Origin of the sequence: Actinoplanes sp. NPDC023801 (assembly GCF_040639655.1) — a bacterium.
Lineage (GTDB): Bacteria > Actinomycetota > Actinomycetes > Mycobacteriales > Micromonosporaceae > Actinoplanes.
The window spans coordinates 64,753-84,525 of sequence record NZ_JBFAAI010000013.1 but is presented as its reverse complement, the minus strand read 5'-3'; the positions used below and the strand labels follow the sequence as shown (position 1 = coordinate 84,525).

Sequence of the window (19,773 nt, the reverse complement as noted above, 5' to 3'; positions counted from 1 at the left end):
CGGCGCCCGGATGGCGTCAGTGGTCGGCGCCGTTCCAGTCGCGGCCGGCGCCGATGGAGACCTCCAGGGGTACCGACAGCGGGTAGGCGCCGCCCATCTCGCGGCGGACCAGCTCCTCGAGGGAGTCGCGCTCGCCGGGGGCCACGTCGAAGACCAGCTCGTCGTGGACCTGCAGGAGCATGCGGGAGGCCAGACCGGTGTCGCGCAGCGCCTCGTCGACCCTCAGCATCGCGATCTTGATGATGTCGGCGGCGGAGCCCTGAATCGGCGCGTTCAGGGCCATCCGCTCGGCCATCTCGCGGCGCTGGCGGTTGTCGCTGCTCAGATCGGGAAGGTACCGCCGGCGGCCCAGGATGGTGGCGGTGTAGCCGTCCTTGCCGGCCCTCTGCACCACGGCCTGCAGGTAGTCGCGGACGCCGCCGAAGCGCTCGAAGTACTCCGTCATCAGCGTGCGCGCCTCCTCGGTGGAGATGCTCAGCTGGTTGGAGAGACCGAAGGCGCTCAGCCCGTACGCAAGGCCGTAGTTCATCGCCTTGATCTTGCGGCGCTGGTCGGGGGTCACCTCGCCGAGGCCGACGTGGAAGACCGACGACGCGGTGGCGGCGTGGAAGTCGGCGCCCGAGTTGAAGGCGGCGATCAGCGCGTCGTCGCCGGAGAGGTGCGCCATGATCCGCATCTCGATCTGGCTGTAGTCGGCGGTCAGCAGCTGCTCGAAGCCGGACCCGACGATGAAGGCCCGGCGGATGCGGCGGCCCTCCTCGGTCCGGATCGGGATGTTCTGCAGGTTGGGGTCGGTCGAGGAGAGCCGGCCGGTGGCGGCCACGGTCTGGTTGAACGTGGTGTGGATCCGCCCGTCGTCGGAGACCGACTTGAGCAGGCCGTCGACGGTCGACTTCAGCTTGGCGACGTCGCGGTGGCGCAGCAGGTGGGCCAGCAGCGGGTCGGCGGTCTGCTCGAACAGGTTGGTCAGGGCGTCGGCATCGGTGGTGTAACCGGACTTGATCTTCTTGGTCTTGGGCAGGTTGCGCTCGACGAAGAGGATCTCCTGGAGCTGTTTGGGTGAGCCCAGGTTGAACTCCCGGCCGACCACCTCGTGCGCGGCCTGCTGGGCGGATTTCACCTCGGCCGCGAAGTGCGACTCCAGCTCGGAGAGGTAGTCGGTGTCGGCGGCGATGCCGCGCTGCTCCATCTCGGCGAGGACCACCGAGAGCGGCTGCTCCACGTCGGCGAGCAGCCGCACCGACTCGCCGCCGTCGCGGGACAGCTCGGCGATCAGGACGTCGGCCAGGTCGAGGGTGGCCCGGGCGCGGAGCATCACGCCCTGCTCGGCGGTGGTGTCCTCGGCGTCGCCCTCGAAGGTGAAGGCGAGCTGCGCCTCCTGCGACTCCTCGACCTTCAGCTCGCGCTTGAGGTAGCGCAGAGCCAGGTCGTTCAGGTCGTAGGCCCGCTGGTCGGGCTTGGCCAGGTAGGCGGCGAGCGCCGTGTCGGTGGTGACCCCGGCGAGCTCCCAGCCGTGCGCGTGGAAGGCGAGCAGGGCCGGTTTCGCGTCGTGCAGCACCTTGGGGCGGGACGGCTCGGCCAGCCAGGCCGCGACGGCCCGCTCGTCGTTCTCGTCCAGGCCGGTCGGGTCGAACCAGGCGGCCGGGCCGCCGGCGGTGGCGACGGCGACGCCGGTGAGCCGGCCGGTGCCGCGGCCGAAGGTGCCGGTGACGGCCACGCCGACCGCGTCGGTCCCGGCGTGCTCCCGCAGCCAGGCGGCGACTCCACCGGAGCGAAGGACCTGCCCGTCGAGGTCGAAACCGGCCTCGGCCTCGGGCTCGACCGCGTCGAGGTAGGAGTAGAGGCGCTCGCGGAGGATCCGGAACTCCAGGGCGTCGAACACCCGGTGCACGGCTTCGCGGTCCCAGCCCTGCCAGCGCACGTCCTCGGGACGCAGCGGCAGCTCCAGGTCACAGATCAGGGCGTTGAGCTCGTAGTTGCGCATCACATCGGCCAGGTGAGCCCGCAGGCTGTCGCCGACCTTGCCCTTGATCTTGTCAACGTTCGCGATGATGCCGTCGAGTCCGCCGTACTCCTTGATCCACTTGGCCGCGGTCTTGTCCCCGACGCCGGGCACCCCGATCAGGTTGTCGCTGGTCTCGCCGACCAGGGCCGCCTTGTCACGGTACTGCTCGGGGCGTACGAAATATTTGGCCTCGATGGCGTCCGGGGTCATCCGCCAGACATCGGAGACGCCGCGCACCGGATAAATGATCGTGGTGTGCTCACCGGCGAGCTGGAAGGCGTCCCGGTCCCCCGTGGAGATCAGCACCTCCATGCCGCCGGCGCGGGCCTGGGTGGCCAGGGTGGCGATCACGTCGTCGGCCTCGTAACCGGGTTTCTCCAGCACCGGGATGCGGAGCGCCTCGAGGACCTCCTTGATCAGGCTGACCTGGCCCTGGAACGGCTGCGGGGTCTCCGAGCGGCCGGCCTTGTAGTCCGCGTACTTGTCGGTGCGGAAGGAATGCCGGGAGACGTCGAACGCGACCGCGATGTGGGTAGGCTTCTCATCGCGCAGCATGTTGATGAGCATCGACGTGAAACCGAACACGGCGTTGGTGGGCTGGCCGGTGTGTGTGCTGAAGTTCTCCACCGGCAGCGCGAAATAGGCACGATAGGCCAGTGAGTGGCCGTCGAGCAGCAGCAGGCGGGGGGTCTCGGCTTCATCGCTCACACCCCGGAACTCTAGTCGCCGGGTCTGACAATCCCGGGTACACCGTCCGGGGCCGCCACGTCACCCGCCCAAACGTCAGACCACTAGCGGAAAGTTACGGATAGGCAACTGTCCTGTTGCAACCGGAGCTTTGAGCTACCGCCGGGGTCTGAAGCTCATTAGGTTGCCACCATCAGCGTCATGGCAGTGGGGGCCACCCATGCACCCACCGCGCTGGACAAAGGAGAATTGATGATTCGCCGCAACTTCGCATGGCGCAGCGTCGCCGTGCTGGGTGCCGCTTGCCTTGCCCTGGGCGCGTGCTCGAACGACGGTGACCAGCCCACCACCGGCGGCTCCTCGGCCCCCGCGGCCACGGGTGGCGACGGTGTGCTGAAGGTCGGCACCCTGCTGCCGCAGACCGGCTCGCTCGCGTTCCTCGGCCCGCCGGAGTTCGCCGGTGTCGACCTGGCTGTCAAGGAGATCAACGCCGCCGGTGGCGTCCTGGGCAAGGACGTCGTGGTGAGCGACACCGACTCCGGTGACACCTCGACCGACATCGCCAGCCAGTCCGTTAACAAGCTGCTCGCGGAGAAGGTCGACGTCATCATCGGCGCCGCGTCTTCGTCGGTCTCCCTCTCCGTGATCGACAAGATCACCGGCGCGGGCGTCGTGCAGATCTCGCCGGCGAACACGTCGGACAAGTTCACCACATACAACGACAAGGGCCTCTACTACCGGACCGCGCCGCCGGACACCCTGCAGGGCCGCGTCCTCGGTGACCTCGTGGTCGCCGACGGCAACGCCACCGTCGGCCTCCTGGTCCTCCAGGACGCCTACGGCGAGGGTCTCGCCAAGAGCGTGACCGCTGCGGTCGAGAGCGGTGGCGGCCAGGTCGTCGCCCAGGAGGTCTACGACCCCAAGGCGGCCGACTTCTCGGCTGAGATCGGCAAGCTCAAGCAGGCCAACCCGGCCGCCATCGTGCTGATCGGCTTCGACGAGACCAAGAAGATCGTCCCCAAGCTGGTCGAGGCGGGCCTGACCGCGAAGACCAAGAAGTGGTACTTCGTCGACGGTAACCTGTCGAACTACGGCAAGGAGTTCCCGAACGGGACCTTCGAGGGCGCCAAGGGCACCCTGCCGGGCGCCAAGACCACCGAGGACTTCCAGAAGAAGCTTCTCGAGGTCGACCCGACCCTGAAGGACTACTCCTACTCGGCCGAGTCCTACGACGCCACCATGCTGGCCGCGCTGGCCGCTGAGGCCGCCAAGAGCGACGCTCCCGGCGACTACAGCAAGCAGCTCGCCGCGGTGAGCAAGGGCGGCGAGAAGTGCACGACCTTCCAGGCTTGCAAGGACGCCCTGGCGGCCGGCAAGGACATCGACTACGACGGCGTGAGCGGCCCGATCGAGTTCAACGACGCCGGTGACCCGGCCGAGGCGACGATCGGCATCTACCAGTACGGCGCCGACAACACCTACAAGAACGTCAGCTACTCGACCGGCAAGATCTGATCTGACCCGGTTTCAGCGAGGGCCCGGCCATTCGGCCGGGCCCTCGCCCTTTTCCGGCTTCTTGGTGACCGGCGCTCCAGAAGACACCACACATCACCACGGTGTACGGGGGCCGGCACGTCAGGGACCGCCTGCGCCGCCGCGGGAGCACGGCAGGGGTCCCGGCTGGGGCACGACCCCACCTGAGCGGCTACGGGGCAGGCAGACCGCCGCGGCACGGACGGTCGAGGGCGCCCGCACCGTCGTACCGCAGCAGGCTCTTGGAAGACGGCCCACCGGAAACGCGGCACACGCAAGGGCCCCGGAACCGATGATCGGTTCCGGGGCCCTTGCGTACGGAACTCAGGCCTTGGCCAGTGTCCCCAGGTAGAGCTCGATGACCTTCGGGTCGTGCATCAGGTCCTGGCCGGACGCGGTGTACGCGTTGCGGCCCTGGTCCAGCACGTAGCCCCGGTCACAGATCTGCAGGCACCGCCGCGCGTTCTGCTCCACCATGATCACGGTGACGCCGGTGTCGTTGATCTGCTTGGTCCGGAAGAACACCTCGTCCTGCATGGCCGGCGAGAGACCCGCCGACGGCTCGTCGAGCAGCAGGACACTGGGCTCCATCATCAGGGCCCGGCCCATCGCGACCATCTGCCGCTCACCACCGGAGAGCGCCCCGGCCCGCTGCTTGCGCCGGGTACCGAGGGTGGGGAACAGGTCGACCACGAAGTCGAAGCGCTCCTTGAAGCGCTTCGGCCGCTGGAACGTGCCCATCTCGAGGTTCTCCTCGATGGTGAGCGTGCCGAACACGTTGTTGGTCTGCGGGACGAACCCGATCCCCTTGGCCACAAGCTTGTTGGCCTTGAGGTTGGTGATGTTCTCCCCGCGCAGGGTGACCTCGCCAGACCGGACGTTCACGAGGCCGAAGAGGGCCTTGAGCAGGGTCGACTTACCGGCGCCGTTGGGGCCGATGATGCCGACCAGCTCGCCCTCCTTGGCGTACAGATCGCAGTTGTTGAGGATGTTGACGCCCGGAAGGTAACCGGCGATCAGGTCGTCGGCTCGGACCAGCGCGCCCTCGGCCGCCGCCACGTGCGCGGAACGGTCCTGGACCTCGTTGCTGGAGCTGCTACTCATCAGACTTGCCTCCCTCGACCTCGGCGGCCACCTCGTCGGGATCGTGCGCGGTGCCGTCGTGGTGCGCGCCCAGGTAGGCGTCGATGACCCGCGGGTCGGCCATCACCGTGTCGGGCGTGCCCTCGGCGATCACCTGGCCCTGGCCCATCACGATCACCCAGTCGCTGATGTCGCGGACCATGTCCATGTCGTGCTCGACGAAGAGAACGGTCATGCCGTCCTCGCGCAGACTCTTGACGTGGCCGAGCAGCGACTGCGTCAGCGCCGGGTTAACACCGGCCATCGGCTCGTCAAGCATGACCATGTCGGGCTGCACCATCAAGGCCCGCGCCATCTCCAGGAGCTTGCGCTGGCCACCGGAGAGGCTGCCGGCGAAGTCCTCGCGCTTGGCGTCGAGCTTGAATCGTGCGAGCAGCTCGTCGGCCCGTTCAGTGATCTCCTTCTCCTGGTCCCGCCAGGTGGCCGGGATCAGGCCCCGCCAGAAGGACTCGCCCTTCTGACCGGTCGCACCGAGCCGCATGTTGTCGATGACGGTCAGGCGGGACAGCGCCTTGGTGAGCTGGAAGGTCCGGACCATGCCCTGCCGGGCCACCTTGTGAGGCGCCACGCCGGCCAGGGGGTTGTTGTTGAACGTCCAGTTGCCCTCGTTCGGCTTGTCGAAGCCGGTGAGAAGGTTGAAGAACGTCGTCTTGCCGGCGCCGTTCGGGCCGATCAGCGCGGTGATCGCGCCGCGCTGGATCTCGATGTGGTCGACCTGCACCGCGGTGAGGCCGCCGAAGCGCCGCACCACCTTGTCGGCGACCAGGATCGGGTCCTTCTTCTTGGCACCCGGCTCGTGCGCGACGTCCTTGAGCGCTTCCCGTGCCTTTGCCACGCCGGGCGGGACATTGGTGTCAGCGGCCATCGAGCATGACCTCCTTCTTGTCACCGAACAGGCCCTGCGGACGGAAGATCAGCAGGAGCATGAGCCCCAGGCCGACCAGGATGTACTGGACTGCGCCCGCCTGCGTCTCGGTCATCAGCCAGGTCGGAATGTAACCCGCGCGGATCGCCTCCGGCAGTGTGGCGTTGACGAACGCCAGCAGGAACCAGAAGATCATCGACCCGGCGACCGGGCCGAAGACGCGGGCGGCGCCACCGAGGATGACGATCGCGTACGCGTAGAAGGTGAACTCGGTACCGAAGGTGTCCGGCTGTACCGCGGCGTTGCCCAGCGCGATGACGTAACCGCCGAGGGAGCCCAGGACACCACCGAGAACAAGGGCCTGCATCTTGTACGAGACGACGTTCTTACCGAGGCTCCGGACCGCGTCCTCGTCCTCACGGATCGCCTTGATGACCCGGCCCCAGGGGCTGCGCATCGCGAGGAACACGATGGTCACGGAGATCGCGATCAGCACCCAGCCGACCGTCATGATCCACAGCTCGCGGGAGCTGAAGCTGATCAGGTTGCCGATCTCCAGCGCCGAGCTGTACGGGTTCATGGCGTAGAAGTCGTCCGAGAACGCCTGGAGGCCGTCCGAGCCGCCGGTGTACTCGCTGAAGTAGCGGAACAGCAGGCGGACGATCTCGGCGGCCGCGATGGTCACGATCGCCAGATAGTCGGCGCGCAGCCGCAGGGTCGGGACGCCGAGCAGCAGCGCCAGGACGACCGCGCTGAGCAGGCCCACGATGAGGCCGAGCCAGAAGGGCAGGCCGAAGGTGGCAACCGTCATGGCCAAGCCGTAGGCGGCGACACCGAGGAACGCCGACTGGCCGAAGTTCAGCAGGCCGGTGTACCCGAAATGCACGTTCAGGCCGATCGCCGCCAGAGCGTAGGCGATCATCTGAGCGTTGATCAGCGACTCGAGGGAGACGCCGGCAATGATCTCGAAGTTCATCGGACTCCCCTCAGCCGATCCGCTCGCGGCGGCCCAGGATGCCCTGCGGCCGGACGAGGATGATCACGATCAGCACCGCGAGGGCACCGACATTCTTGAGCTCGGTCGGGATCCACAGGGTCGACAGCTGTGTGGCGAGACCGACGACGAGGCTGCCCAGCAGCGCACCGAACGCGGTCCCGAGACCGCCGAGGGTGACGGCGGCGAAGACCAGCAGGAGCATCTGGAAGCCCATCTGGTAGCCGACACCCTGGAAGACGCCGAGCATCACGCCACTCAGCGCGGCCAGCGCCCCACCGATGGTCCACACCAGGCGGATGATCGAGTCGACGTTGATACCGGACGCCGCAGCGAGAGCCGGGTTGGTCGAGACCGCCCGCGTTGCCTTGCCGAGCCGGGTCATGACCAGCGCGAGCGAGACCACGACCAGGACGACGATCGCGATGCCGTCCATGATCAGGTTCTTGGGGGCGACCGAGATCAGGCCGAGGTCGATACCGGGCTGGGCCACGTACTGCGAGAACTGCAGCGTGGAACCGCCGAAGATGTAGAGGTAGATGTAGCGGAGCACCAGCGCCAGGCCGATCGAGATGATCATCATGCCGATCAGGCCGGTCCGGCGGTTCCGCAGCCAGCCCCAGAAGATGCGGTCCTGGAAGTAACCGAACGCACCACCCAGTACGACCGCCACGACTGCGGCGATCTCCAGCGGCACACCGTTGTTGACGTTGAGGAACAGACAGACCACGGCGCCGAAGGTGATCAACTCACCGTGGGCGAAGTTGGTCAGGCCCATGGTGCCGAAGATCAGCGAGAGGCCGAGAGCGGCCAGCGCGATGATCAGACCGAAATGGATACCGGTGTAGACCAGGTCGAGAACCCGGCTCAACTGTGAGTTGTCGTCCTCGGGTGCCGGCGCGCCCGGGCCCGATGCGGCAGACGCACCGAGCGGGAACAGCACGTTACGTGCCGCGCCCTCGAACACCGTCAACGTCAGACTTGTTCGCCCGGTGGTGACTACCACGCCCTGCGGCAGCGTCGCGGGGTCGAGATCGACCTTGTAGGTGCCGGCCGCCTTGAGCGGAACCACCCACTTGCCGTCCGCACCGGACTTCGTCTCACCGGCCGATGTGCCGCCCTGGTCCGACACCTTGATCACAACGCCTGCCACTGGCTGGCTCGCATTGGTCAACGTGCCCTGCAACGCTTCACCCTCGGCCAAGGCGCTCGTGGCACCGAACCCGAGGGAAGTGAAGAGGAAACCGAGAACGGCCGTGAAGATGATCACGGCTCTACGCAACGATGCTCCTTGTGTTTAGCAGCAGAAATCCCCGCTAGACGTATCGCGGAAGGACTGGCGGATCATAGCTTGCCAAGGAGCCGTGCAGCCGGTCGTAACAAAGCCGTTACGGAGGCTCAACCTTTCGTCAAGGGCCAATAAAGAACCGGTGGCACGTGACCCGTACCACCGGCTCATGACCCTAGGACCAAACGGACTAAGCGGTCGGCGCGCCCCCGGTCGACTCCTGGAGGATGCGGTCCGCGACCTCACGCATCGTCATCCGGTTGTCCATCGCCGCCCGCTGGATCCACTTGAAGGCCTGCGGCTCGGTCATCGAGTACCTCGTCATCAGCTCGCCTTTGGCGCGTTCCACCGACTTACGCGTCTCCAGACGCTCGGTCAGGCCCGCGACCTCGGATTCGAGTACGGAGATCTCGGAGTAACGGGAGAGGGCGATCTCGATCGCCGGCACCAGGTCGGACTTCTGGAACGGCTTCACCAGGTACGCCATGGCACCCGCGGCACGAGCACGTTCGACCAGGTCACGCTGACTGAAGGCGGTCAGGATCACGACCGGCGCGATCCGGCCGCCGGCGATCCGCTCGGCAGCCGCCAGACCATCCATGATCGGCATCTTGATGTCCAGGATGACCAGGTCGGGCTTCAGATCCTCGGCCAGCCGGACGGCGGTCTCACCGTCGCCGGCCTCACCGACGACGTCGTAGCCCTCCTCCACGAGCATCTCGGCCAGGTCCAGCCGGATCAGGGCCTCGTCCTCGGCGATGAGCACCCGCTTGCGCTCCGCACCACCCTGCGTGTCGGCCACGGAAACCCCTACCCCCAGAACGTCGATGTCGCGACACCCCGGTATGTGGGTGTCGCCGCCCTAAGCCTAGTAGGTAGGCTGTCGGGGTCTCATCCTGGCGTGACCAACTCACGCCGTGCTGAGGCGGGATCATGCTGAGGCATAATCACGTCACGCGGAGGCATACAGCCTTCGGGTGATACCGCCCCTGTATTCCAACCGGCAGAGAAGATGGTCTCAAACACCATACAGTGTGGGTTCGAATCCCACCGGGGGCACAAAACACCGCGGCCGGCGCCGAGATGCGGAAACACGGCCGCCCCTCTCTGACGTCTGTCGATACGACGCGAGAGCGTGCACGGCGACCGCGGACATTTAAATCAGCGGCCCGTCCGGCCCTCCCATTCGCCGGCCAATCAATCACATGCCGATGACCGTCGCGTTACGGGTCCGGAATACAGCGGTAAAGCGGCCCTCAATCTGAGCGAATCTCGGGCCCCGGCCTGCCCAGGATGCTGTCATGGCAGGGGACAGCATCGTCGGGAGGCTCCATGTTGTGGTCCGGGTCGGCCGTCAGACGCGGCAGCATGTGGGGCTTCCTGATGTTCACGGGAGCGGCCTGGCTGGCGACCGGCTGGGCGGTGCTACGGCTGGAACCGACGAACGTCGCGGCGGTGGCCGGCCCGATCGTGCTCTTCGGCGCCCTCGGTGAGCTGATCCGGGCCCTGGCCGGCACCCGGACCTGGTGGATCAACGCCTTCCTCGCGGTCCTCTTCTGCGTGACCGGCGCCCTGCTGCTCACCGATCAGGACTCCACCCTGACAACACCGGCCGCGTTGATCGGCTGGTACCTGATGGTGCGCGGCGCGGTGGACGTGGCCGTGGGGATCATGACGCGGGGCACCGACCGCACCTGGAACCTGCTCGTCACGATCGGCGTGCTGCAGACCGGGCTGGGATTCTTCTCGGCGAGCCCGTTCGCTCGCGCGACCGACCTGGTACTCGTGGTGCTCGGCGCGCTCGGGGTGCTGCGGGCCGTCGCCGACCTGGTGACCGCGTTACGGCTGCGGGAGGTGGCCGGGCCACGCCGGGACGTGCTCGAACTGCCGCCGGAACGGGCCGCCGGGGTGAGCGGCTACACGGCCGGGCTCACCGACTACGAAGGCGCACCGACGCGATCACGGGCCCGGCACCGGGCCCGCCCGGGTGGCTCGACGGTCACGGCGGCCGGGCCGGCCACGTCCGGTGAAAGCTTCCACGAGCAGGTGGTCCGCACCACGGCCGACCTGGACGCGATGCTCGCGCAGGCGGGGATCACCGGCCCCCGCCCCGGCACCGCGCTGGAGATGCCGAAGGACATGCCCGCGGTCCCGGACACCCCGGCGGCCGTGGAGAGCGAGGTCGAACGCCCCGGCCGATGAGGCCGGGTCCCTGCCCGGCGGGGCCTCAGCCGCCGATCCGGCGAAGCCTCAGCCGCCGATCCGGCGGAGCAGGCCCTCCTGGACGGCGCTCGCGATGTGCCGCCCGTCACGGGTGAACATCCGCCCGTTGGCGAGGCCACGGGAGCCGCTGGCGGACGGACTGGCACTGTCGTAGAGGAACCACTCGTCGGCCCGGAACGGGCGGTGGAACCAGAGGGCGTGGTCGAGGCTGGCCCCGATGACACCGCCCGGCCCCCACACCTCACCGTGCGTCGAGAGGACGGAGTCGAGCAACGACATGTCCGACGCGTACGTCAGGGCGCAGGCGTGGATCAGCGGATCGTCGGGCAGCCGCCCGTCCAGGCGCATCCACACCCGCTGCAGGGGCTCGGCGTCGCGATCACCGGGCGGCACCCAGCCGGGCACACCCACGTAGCGCACGTCCACCGACCGCGGTGAGCCCTTGAACATGGCCATCCGCTCCGGATATTTGTCGGCCCAGTCGAGGAACGTGGGCACGTCCTCCGGAGCCGGCACGTCGACCGGGGCCGGGCTGTGGTGATCCAGACCTTCCTCGGGCACCTGGAACGACGCCGACATGAAGAAGATGGTCTTGCCGTGCTGCTTGGCCGTCGAGCGGCGGACCGAGAAGGATCGCCCGTCCCGGATCTCCTCGACGTGGAAGGTGATCGGCACGGTGGGATCACCCGGGCGCACGAAATAGCCGTGCAGCGAGTGCACGAGACGTGCCGGGTCGACGGTGCGGCCCGCGGCGACCAGCGCCTGCCCGGCGACCTGGCCGCCGAACACGCGCTGAGCCCCGGTCTGTGGGCTCTCGCCCTGGAAGGTGGCCGCGTCGACCTGCTTCAGATCGAGAAGCTCGAGAAGCTGGTCGACGGCGGCCTGTCCCTGCAACGTCACGCTGTCACCTTACGGCGCGGCGACGCGGTCCGGCGGGCTGCCGGCCGGTGCGTACGGTCACACCGTCGCAGGGTCGACGAGCGTCCCGAGCTGGTGCACCCGCAGGGTGTTGGTGGAGCCGGGCGCGTTCGGCGGGGAGCCAGCCACGACGACGACGTAGTCGCCGGGCTTGGCCAGGCCGAGACCCAGCATCTTCGCGTCGACCTGCCGGAACATGTCGTCGGTGTGCTCGACGAAGTCGGTCAGGAAGGTCTCCACGCCCCAGCTCAGGGCCAGGGTGTTGCGCACCTCGGCGACCGGGGTGAACGCGTAGAGCGGCAGGTCGCAGTGCAGCCGGGACAGACGCTTGACGGTGTCGCCGGTCTGCGAGAACGCCACCAGGGCCTTGGCACCGATGTTGCGGGCGATCTGGGAGGCGGCGACGGTCAGCGCGCCACCGTGGGTGCGCGGGTCGTGCTGCAGGCGCGGCACGCCCATGCCGCCGGCCTCGGTCGTCGTGACGATCTTGGCCATGGTGCTGACGGTGAGGACCGGGTACTTGCCGACCGAGGTCTCGCCGGACAGCATCACCGCGTCGGTGCCGTCGAGCACGGCGTTGGCCACGTCGGAGGCCTCGGCGCGGGTCGGCCGCGAGTTCTCGATCATCGAGTCGAGCATCTGGGTGGCGACGATGACCGGCTTCGCGTTCTCCCGGCAGAGCTGCACGGCGCGCTTCTGCACCAGCGGGACCTGGTCGAGCGGCAGCTCCACACCGAGGTCACCGCGGGCGACCATGACGCCGTCGAAGGCCAGCACGATCGCCTCGAGGTGCTCGACCGCCTCCGGCTTCTCCACCTTGGCGATGACCGGGACGCGACGACCCTCCTCGTCCATGATCTTGTGGACCAGGTTGATGTCCTCGGGCGCGCGGACGAACGACAGCGCGATCAGGTCGACGCCGAGACCGAGGGCGAACCGCAGGTCCTCCTCGTCCTTGTCACTCAGGGCCGGGACGCTGACCGCGACGTTCGGCAGCGAGACACCCTTGTTGTTGCTGACCGGGCCACCCTCGGTGACCAGGCAGTGGATGTCCTCGCCCTCGACACCGGTCACCTCGATGGCGACCTTGCCGTCGTCGATCAGCAGCCGGTCACCGACCTTGACCTCGTGCGGGAGCTTCTTGTAGGTGCAGGAGACGCGCTCCTTGGTGCCGACGATCTCCTCGCTGGTGATGACGACCCGGTCGCCGGTCTCCCAGCGGTGCGGGCCGTCGGAGAACTTGCCGAGGCGGATCTTCGGGCCCTGCAGGTCGGCGAGGATGGCGACCGGGCGATCGGCCTGCTCGGCGGCGGCGCGAACCAGCTCGTACATCTCCCGGTGGTTCTCACGGGTGTCGTGGCTGAAGTTCATCCGGGCCACGTTCATGCCCGCTTCCACCAGTCCGAGCATGCGCTCGGGTGACTTGGTGGCGGGGCCCATCGTGCAGACGATTTTTGCGCGGCGTGTCACGGCCATCAGGCTAGTCCTTCTCCTGGGGTGGCCCGGCGGCCGACCCCGGTCCTCGGCATGAACTGCGGGTGTCGACGGCGAGGTCAACCCGCGCCGTCGGCGGGGATGCGCTGCGTCGTCCGCGGGCTTCAGCGACCGCCGGTCCAGCCTAGCGGTCCCCTCACGGCGCCCGTCGGCACATGCCCCAACCCTTTGATCGGGTACGGACGACAAGCTCCCGGCCAGCAAAAAGAGCACCTGACCCATACACTGACGTCGATCGAAGCACCCGATGCGGCCACACCCCGGGCCGCCCGTCCGCACCGCACGATTCGGACGGATCGACACCCGACATTGCGTTGATACCCCGTTCGCCGATTAACGGCCGTTTTGGCGCGGGCCGGCGAAAAGCAGCGGCCCGCCACCGGATCGGGTGTTGTTCGCGACGGCGGAGACCGCATCCCGGACGCACGGGAAACGAACGTCCGGGTAGGTCGCGAACAATCCTCGAAGGTGACGGGCCCGCTTGCGGAAATGGGTCAGACGGACAGCGGCTGCGAGTCCGAACGGACCGGTGCCGGCAGTTCCCCGGCCGCTCCCAGGTACGAGTGGATGGCCGCGGCCGCGGCCCGCCCCTCGGCGATCGCCCACACGATCAGCGACGCACCCTTGTGCATGTCACCGGCCACGAACACGCCCTCGGCGGCGGTCTGCCACGTCAGGTCGGCGTCCAGGACGTTGCGCCGGTTGCGGGACAGGCCGAACTGGGCGAGCAGCGGCTGGTCCTCCGTACCCTCGAATCCGATGGCGAGAAGAACCAGATCGGCGGGCAACTCGCGCTCGCTGCCGGGAGTGATGCTGACCGTGCGCACGCCGTTGACCCTCTGCACCGACACGTCGGCGATGCGGATCGCGACCAGGTTGCCGTTGTCGTCGCCGACGAACTCCTGCACGGCGACGCCGAAGACGCGCTCGCCACCCTCCTCGTGCGCGGCGTAGTTGCGCAGGATCAGCGGCCAGGTCGGCCACGGGTCCTTGACGCCGGTACGCGCCTCGGGCGGCAGCGGGTACTGGTCGAGCTGAGTGATCGACGCGGCACCCTGGCGGTGGGCCACACCCAGGCAGTCGGCGCCGGTGTCACCGCCGCCGATGATGATGACGTGCTTGCCCTTGGCGTCGATCGGGGTGGTGTCCTGCAGCCCCGCGACGATCCGGTTGGCCGGGACCAGGTGCTCCATGGCCAGGTGCACGCCGTTCAGGTGACGGCCCGGCGTCTCCGGTGTGTCCCGGCCGGCCAGCGCGCCGGCGGCGAGCAGCACCGCGTCGTACCGGTCGCGCAGGTCGTCGGCGGTGATGTCGACGCCGACCTCGACCCCCGTCTGGAACTCGACGCCCTCGGCCGACATCTGCGCGAGCCGCGCGTCGATGACGTGCTTCTCGATCTTGAAGTCGGGGATGCCGTACCGCAGCAGGCCGCCGATCCGGTCGTCGCGCTCGTAGACCGTCACCGCGTGCCCGGCCCGCGCCAGCTGCTGCGCGGCGGCCAGGCCGGCCGGGCCGGAACCGACGATCGCGACCGACTTGCCGGAGGCCGACGGAGCCGGCTGCGGCCGGACGAAGCCCAGGTCGAACGCGTGGTTCGCGATCTCCACCTCGACCTGCTTGATCGTCACCGGGTCGTCGCCGATGCCGAGCACGCAGGCCGCCTCACACGGCGCCGGGCAGAGCCGGCCGGTGAACTCCGGGAAGTTGTTGGTGGCGTGCAGCGATTCCGCCGCCGCCTCCCACTGCTGAGTCCGGACCAGGTCGTTCCAGTCCGGGATGCGGTTGCCCAGCGGGCAGCCGTCGTGACAGAACGGGATGCCGCAGTCCATGCAGCGGGTCGCCTGGTCGCGGATCAGCTCCTCGCCCGCGGGCGGGTAGACCTCCTTGAAGTCCAGGATCCGCACCGGCACCGGCCGGCGCTTCGGGAGCTGCCGCTCGTAGCGGAGGAAACCGTTAGGGTCAGGCACTGGTGACTCCCATGACCGCCTCGTCCACGTTGCGACCGGCGGCTTCGGCGGTCCTGATCAGTTCCATGACGCGCTTGTAGTCGCGCGGCACCACGGCGGTGAAACGCTCGACCGCGGCACTCCAGTCCTTGAGCAGCCGGCCGGCGACGCCCGAGTCGGTCTCCGCGTGGTGCTTCTCGACGAGCGAACGCAGCAGGTCGCGCTCGTCGTCGGTGAGCGGGCCCAGATCGACCAGCTCCGGGTTGACCAGCGACTGGTCCAGGTCCAGCAGGAACGCCTTGCCGCCGCTCATACCGGCCGCGAAGTTGCGCCCGGTCGGGCCGAGCACCACCACGACACCACCGGTCATGTACTCGCAGCCGTGGTCGCCGACGCCCTCGACGACGGCCGAGCCGCCCGAGTTACGGACCGCGAACCGCTCGCCGACCTTGCCGCGCAGGAAGATCTCACCACCCGTCGCGCCGTACAGGATGGTGTTTCCGGCGATGGTGTTGTCCTCCGCCGTGAACGACGCGTCCTCGGCCGGGCGCACGATGAGGCGGCCACCGGACAGGCCCTTGCCGACGTAGTCGTTGCTGTCGCCGATGAGCCGCAGGGTGACACCGCGAGGCAGGAAGGCGCCGAACGAGTTGCCGCCGGTGCCGCGCAGAGTGAACGAGATGGTGTCGTCGGGCAGGCCGTTGCCGCCGTACCGCCGGCTCACCTCACCGCCCAGCATGGCACCGAGACTGCGCTGGTCGTTGGTCGCCTTCAGCTCGGCACGGACCGGCAGGCCGTCGGTCAGGGCCGGCTGGGCCAGCTCGATGAGCCGGTTGTCCAGAGCCTTCTCCAGACCGTGGTCCTGAGCCACGACACCGCGACGGGCCGCGCCCTCGGGCAGCTCGGGCACGTAGAGCACCGGCGACAGGTCGAGACCCTTGGCCTTCCAGTGGTCGACGGCCTCGGTCACGTTGAGGATCTCGGCGTGGCCGATCGCCTCGTCGATGGTGCGGAAGCCCAGCTCGGCGAGGATCTCACGGACCTCCTCGGCGAGGAACATGAAGAAGTTCTCGACGAACTCCGGCTTCCCGGTGAAACGCTCACGTAGCACCGGGTTCTGCGTGGCGATGCCGACCGGGCAGGTGTCCAGGTGGCAGACCCGCATCATGATGCAGCCCGAGACGATCAGCGGAGCGGTCGCGAAACCGAACTCCTCGGCACCGAGCAGCGCGGCCACCACGACGTCGCGGCCGGTCTTGAGCTGCCCGTCGACCTGCACGGTGACCCGGTCGCGCAGCCGGTTGAGCAGCAGCGTCTGCTGTGCCTCGGCCAGGCCCAGCTCCCACGGGGTGCCGGCGTGCTTGAGCGAGTTCAGCGGGGACGCGCCGGTGCCGCCGTCGTGGCCGGAGATCAGGATGACGTCGGCCTTGAGCTTGGCGACACCCGCCGCGACCGTGCCGACGCCGATCTCACTGACCAGCTTGACGTGCACCCGCGACCGCGGGTTGACCATCTTGAGGTCGTGGACCAGCTGGGCCAGGTCCTCGATGGAGTAGATGTCGTGGTGCGGCGGCGGCGAGATGAGGCCGACGCCCGGGGTGGCGTGCCGGGTCTTGGCGATCCACGGCCACACCTTGTTGCCGGGCAGCTGACCGCCCTCGCCGGGCTTCGCCCCCTGCGCCATCTTGATCTGCAGGTCGTCCGCGTTGACCAGGTATTCGCTGGTCACGCCGAATCGGCCGGACGCGATCTGCTTGATCGCGGAGCGGCGCTCCGGGTCGTACAGCCGCTCGACGTCCTCGCCGCCCTCACCGGTGTTCGACTTGGCACCGAGCCGGTTCATCGCGATCGCCAGTGTCTCGTGTGACTCGGCAGAGATGGAGCCGTAGCTCATCGCGCCGGTGGAGAACCGCTTGACGATCTCCGCTGCCGGCTCGACCTCGCTGATGTCGATGGCGGGCCGGTCGGACTCGAAGCGGAACAGGCCCCGCAGGTGGCCCGCCGCGGCGGACAACTCGTTGACCTTTTCGGTGTAGCGGCGGAACACGTCGTACTGCTTGCTGCGAGTGGCGTGCTGCAGCAGGAAGACGGTCTCCGGGTTGAACAGGTGCAGCTCACCCTCGCGACGCCACTGGTACTCGCCGCCGACCTCGAGCCGGCGGTGGGTCCGCTCGGCCTTGTTCGCCGGGTACGCCTTCTCGTGCCGCGCCTTGACCTCGGCGTGGATCTCCGCGAGACCCACCCCGCCGATCCGGCCGGAGGTGCCCGCGAAATAGCGCTGGAGCAGCTTGTTGTCCAGTCCGACAGCCTCGAACACCTGGGCGCCGCAGTACGACGAGACGGTCGAGATGCCCATCTTGGACATGATCTTCAGGACGCCCTTGCTGAGCGCCTTGATGTAGTTGCGGACCGCCTTGCGCGGCTCCACACCCACCAGCGCGCCGGTGGCGATCAGGTCCTCGGCGCTCTCGAACGCCAGGTACGGGTTGACCGCGGCCGCGCCGAAACCGATGAGCGTCGCCGCGTGGTGCACCTCGCGGCAGTCACCCGACTCGACGACCAGAGCCACCTGGGTACGGGTCTGCTCGCGCACCAGGTGCTGGTGCACGGCCGCGGTGAGCAGCAGCGAAGGGATCGGCGCCAGATCGGCGTTGGAGTCACGGTCGGACAGCACCAGGATGCGCACGCCGTCCTCGATCGCCTCCGACACGTGCCGGCAGATCTGGGTGAGCCGGGCCTTGATGCCGGCCGCGCCGTCCCGCAACGGGTACAGCCCGGAGACCCGGACCGCCTTGAAGCCGGGCAGGTCGCCGTCCTCGTCGATGGACAGGATCTTGGCGAGCTCGTCGTTGTCGATCACCGGGTACGGCAGGACGATCTGCCGGCAGCTGGCCGGGCCCGGCTTGAGCAGGTTGCCCTCCGGGCCGATCGTCGCCGCGAGGCTGGTGACCAGCTCCTCCCGGATGGCGTCCAGCGGCGGGTTGGTGACCTGCGCGAACAGCTGGTGGAAGTAGTCGAACAGCAGCCGCGGCCGGGTGGACAGCGGCGAGATGGGAGTGTCGGTACCCATCGAGCCGAGCGGCTCGGCTCCGGACCGCGCCATCGGCGCGACCAGGATCTTCAGCTCCTCCTCGGAGTAGCCGAACACCTGCTGGCGGCGGGTCACCGAGTCGTGCGTGTAGATGACGTGCTCACGCGCGGGCAAATCGTTGAGCTCGATCAGACCGGCGTGCAGCCAGTCCGCATACGGCTCGGCGGCGGCCAGCTCGGCCTTGATCTCACCGTCGTGGACGATGCGGCCGGCCTCGGTGTCGACCAGGAACATCTTGCCCGGCTGCAGACGGCCCTTGGCCACCACGTCGGCCGGGTCGGCGTCGATGATGCCTGCCTCGGAACCGAGCGCGACCAGGCCGTCCTTCGTGTGCCACCAGCGGCCCGGGCGCAGGCCGTTGCGGTCCAGCACGGCGCCGATGACGGTGCCGTCGGTGAATGCCACGGCGGCCGGGCCGTCCCACGGCTCCATGAGGCTCGCGTGGAACCGGTAGAAGGCGCGGCGGGCCGGCTCCATCCCCGGGTCGTTCTCCCACGCCTCGGGGATCATCATGAGCACCGCGTGCGGCAGGCTGCGGCCGGCCAGGTGCAGCAGCTCGAGGACCTCGTCGAAGCTGGCCGAGTCGGACGCCTCGGGCGAGTTGATCGGGAACAGCCGCTTGATGTTGCCCGGCAGGTTCGGCGTGGACAGCAGCGCCTCGCGCGCGGCCATCCAGTTCTTGTTGCCGCGGATCGTGTTGATCTCACCGTTGTGGGCGATCAGCCGGTACGGGTGGGCGAGCGGCCACGACGGGAAGGTGTTCGTCGAGAACCGGGAGTGCACCAGGGCGATGGCGCTCGAGACCCGCTCGTCGGACAGCTCCGGGAAGAACGCCGGGAGCTGCTCCGGGGTCAGCATGCCTTTGTACGTGACGGTCCGCGAGGACAGCGACGGGAAGTACGCCGCGACGCCGCGCTGCGAGGTCTCCCGTTCGGCCTGCTTGCGGATGCAGAACGCCACCCGGTCCAGCTCGATGCCGCTGAGCGCCTCACCGGCCCGGCCGGCGGGCGCGCCGACGAGCCGGTGCGCGGCCAGGAACACCTGGCGGATCGCGGGCCGGGCGTCCTCGGCGGTTGCGCCCAGGTCCGACGGGTCGACCGGCACCTCACGCCAGCCGAGCACCTCGCCGCCCTCGACGAGCACGTACTTCTCGAAGACCTTGATGGCACGGGCCGCATCGTCGGGGTCCGTGGGGAGGAACACGAGTCCGGTCGCGTACTGACCGGCGGGCGGCAGCTCGAAGCCGACCACGGCACGGTAGTACTCGTCCGGGATTCCGATCATGATGCCGGCGCCGTCACCGGTGTTCTGCTCGGCGCCTCGGGCGCCCCGGTGGTCGAGCCGGATCAGCGCGGACAGGCCCTTGGCAACCACATCGTGGGAGCGACGGCCGTGAATGTCGGCAATGAATGCGACACCACAGGCGTCTCGCTCCGTCTGAGGGTCATAAAGCCCCTGGGGGTGCGGATATGCCACCGGGCCTCCTGTCGTCACTGGTGTTTCATTCTGAGGTCGGGACGACGTCGGCCCTGCAAAGTCTCTTGAGTCTACGTTAAGAGCCTCTGACCTCCGCCAGATGCGGATTG

General features: G+C 68.5%; 12 protein-coding genes and 1 tRNA gene. 3 read left to right on the top strand and 10 right to left on the bottom strand.

The features are described 5' to 3' along the window. Positions 1–16: 16 nt before the first annotated feature. Positions 17–2,713 carry a DNA polymerase I gene (polA, locus tag AB0G04_RS23200; protein ID WP_360986236.1) on the bottom strand — a complete coding sequence of 899 codons (2,697 nt, stop codon included), beginning with the start codon at positions 2,711–2,713 and terminating at the stop codon, positions 17–19. A 231-nt stretch (positions 2,714–2,944) separates the two neighbouring features. On the opposite strand from polA, the gene AB0G04_RS23195 reads away from it, so the two are divergent. Next, complete coding sequence (locus tag AB0G04_RS23195) at positions 2,945–4,207, top strand: ABC transporter substrate-binding protein (protein ID WP_360986233.1); 1,263 nt, start codon at positions 2,945–2,947, stop codon at positions 4,205–4,207. A 342-nt stretch (positions 4,208–4,549) separates the two neighbouring features. On the opposite strand, the gene AB0G04_RS23190 is transcribed toward AB0G04_RS23195, so the two are convergent. From AB0G04_RS23190 to AB0G04_RS23170, 5 genes are all read right to left on the bottom strand, one after another. After that, positions 4,550–5,329 (bottom strand): ABC transporter ATP-binding protein, encoded by a 780-nt coding sequence (locus AB0G04_RS23190; protein ID WP_360986232.1) that lies wholly within the window; start codon positions 5,327–5,329, stop codon positions 4,550–4,552. Then, entirely contained in the window at positions 5,322–6,233 is a 912-nt protein-coding gene (locus AB0G04_RS23185; protein WP_360986229.1) for an ABC transporter ATP-binding protein, read from the bottom strand. The genes AB0G04_RS23190 and AB0G04_RS23185 overlap by 8 nt, the downstream gene beginning before the upstream one ends. Further along, positions 6,223–7,209 carry a branched-chain amino acid ABC transporter permease gene (locus tag AB0G04_RS23180; protein WP_360986226.1) on the bottom strand — a complete coding sequence of 329 codons (987 nt, stop codon included), beginning with the start codon at positions 7,207–7,209 and terminating at the stop codon, positions 6,223–6,225. Before AB0G04_RS23180 ends, AB0G04_RS23185 begins: the two co-directional genes overlap by 11 nt. Before the next feature lie 10 nt (positions 7,210–7,219). After that, the gene (locus AB0G04_RS23175; RefSeq protein ID WP_360986223.1) at positions 7,220–8,509 is read right to left on the bottom strand and encodes a branched-chain amino acid ABC transporter permease; all 1,290 of its coding nucleotides are present in this window, start codon (positions 8,507–8,509) and stop codon (positions 7,220–7,222) included. Between the two features lie 196 nt (positions 8,510–8,705). After that, on the bottom strand, positions 8,706–9,317 hold the full coding sequence (locus AB0G04_RS23170) for a response regulator (RefSeq protein ID WP_360986220.1): 612 nt from the start codon (positions 9,315–9,317) through the stop codon (positions 8,706–8,708). A gap of 183 nt (positions 9,318–9,500) precedes the next feature. Between AB0G04_RS23170 and AB0G04_RS23165 the strand changes: the two genes are divergently transcribed. Both AB0G04_RS23165 and AB0G04_RS23160 read left to right on the top strand, forming a co-directional pair. Beyond that, positions 9,501–9,574: transfer RNA gene (locus tag AB0G04_RS23165), tRNA-Leu, on the top strand. 273 nt (positions 9,575–9,847) lie between these two features. Beyond that, positions 9,848–10,717, top strand: coding sequence for a DUF308 domain-containing protein (locus AB0G04_RS23160; protein WP_360986217.1), 870 nt, complete (start codon positions 9,848–9,850; stop codon positions 10,715–10,717). Between the two features lie 48 nt (positions 10,718–10,765). Here the strand turns inward: AB0G04_RS23160 and AB0G04_RS23155 are convergent, their stop codons facing one another. The 4 genes from AB0G04_RS23155 to gltB all read right to left on the bottom strand — a co-directional run bounded on the left by AB0G04_RS23155 (position 10,766) and on the right by gltB (position 19,681). Beyond that, positions 10,766–11,638 (bottom strand): acyl-CoA thioesterase II, encoded by an 873-nt coding sequence (locus AB0G04_RS23155; RefSeq protein ID WP_360986214.1) that lies wholly within the window; start codon positions 11,636–11,638, stop codon positions 10,766–10,768. 57 nt (positions 11,639–11,695) lie between these two features. Further along, positions 11,696–13,132: a pyruvate kinase gene (gene pyk, locus AB0G04_RS23150; protein WP_360986211.1), complete on the bottom strand. Its 1,437-nt coding sequence runs from the start codon at positions 13,130–13,132 to the stop codon at positions 11,696–11,698. A gap of 512 nt (positions 13,133–13,644) precedes the next feature. Further along, entirely contained in the window at positions 13,645–15,117 is a 1,473-nt protein-coding gene (locus tag AB0G04_RS23145; RefSeq protein ID WP_360986208.1) for a glutamate synthase subunit beta, read from the bottom strand. Continuing rightward, positions 15,110–19,681, bottom strand: coding sequence for a glutamate synthase large subunit (gltB, locus tag AB0G04_RS23140; RefSeq protein ID WP_360986205.1), 4,572 nt, complete (start codon positions 19,679–19,681; stop codon positions 15,110–15,112). The genes AB0G04_RS23145 and gltB overlap by 8 nt, the downstream gene beginning before the upstream one ends. Positions 19,682–19,773: the final 92 nt, after the last annotated feature.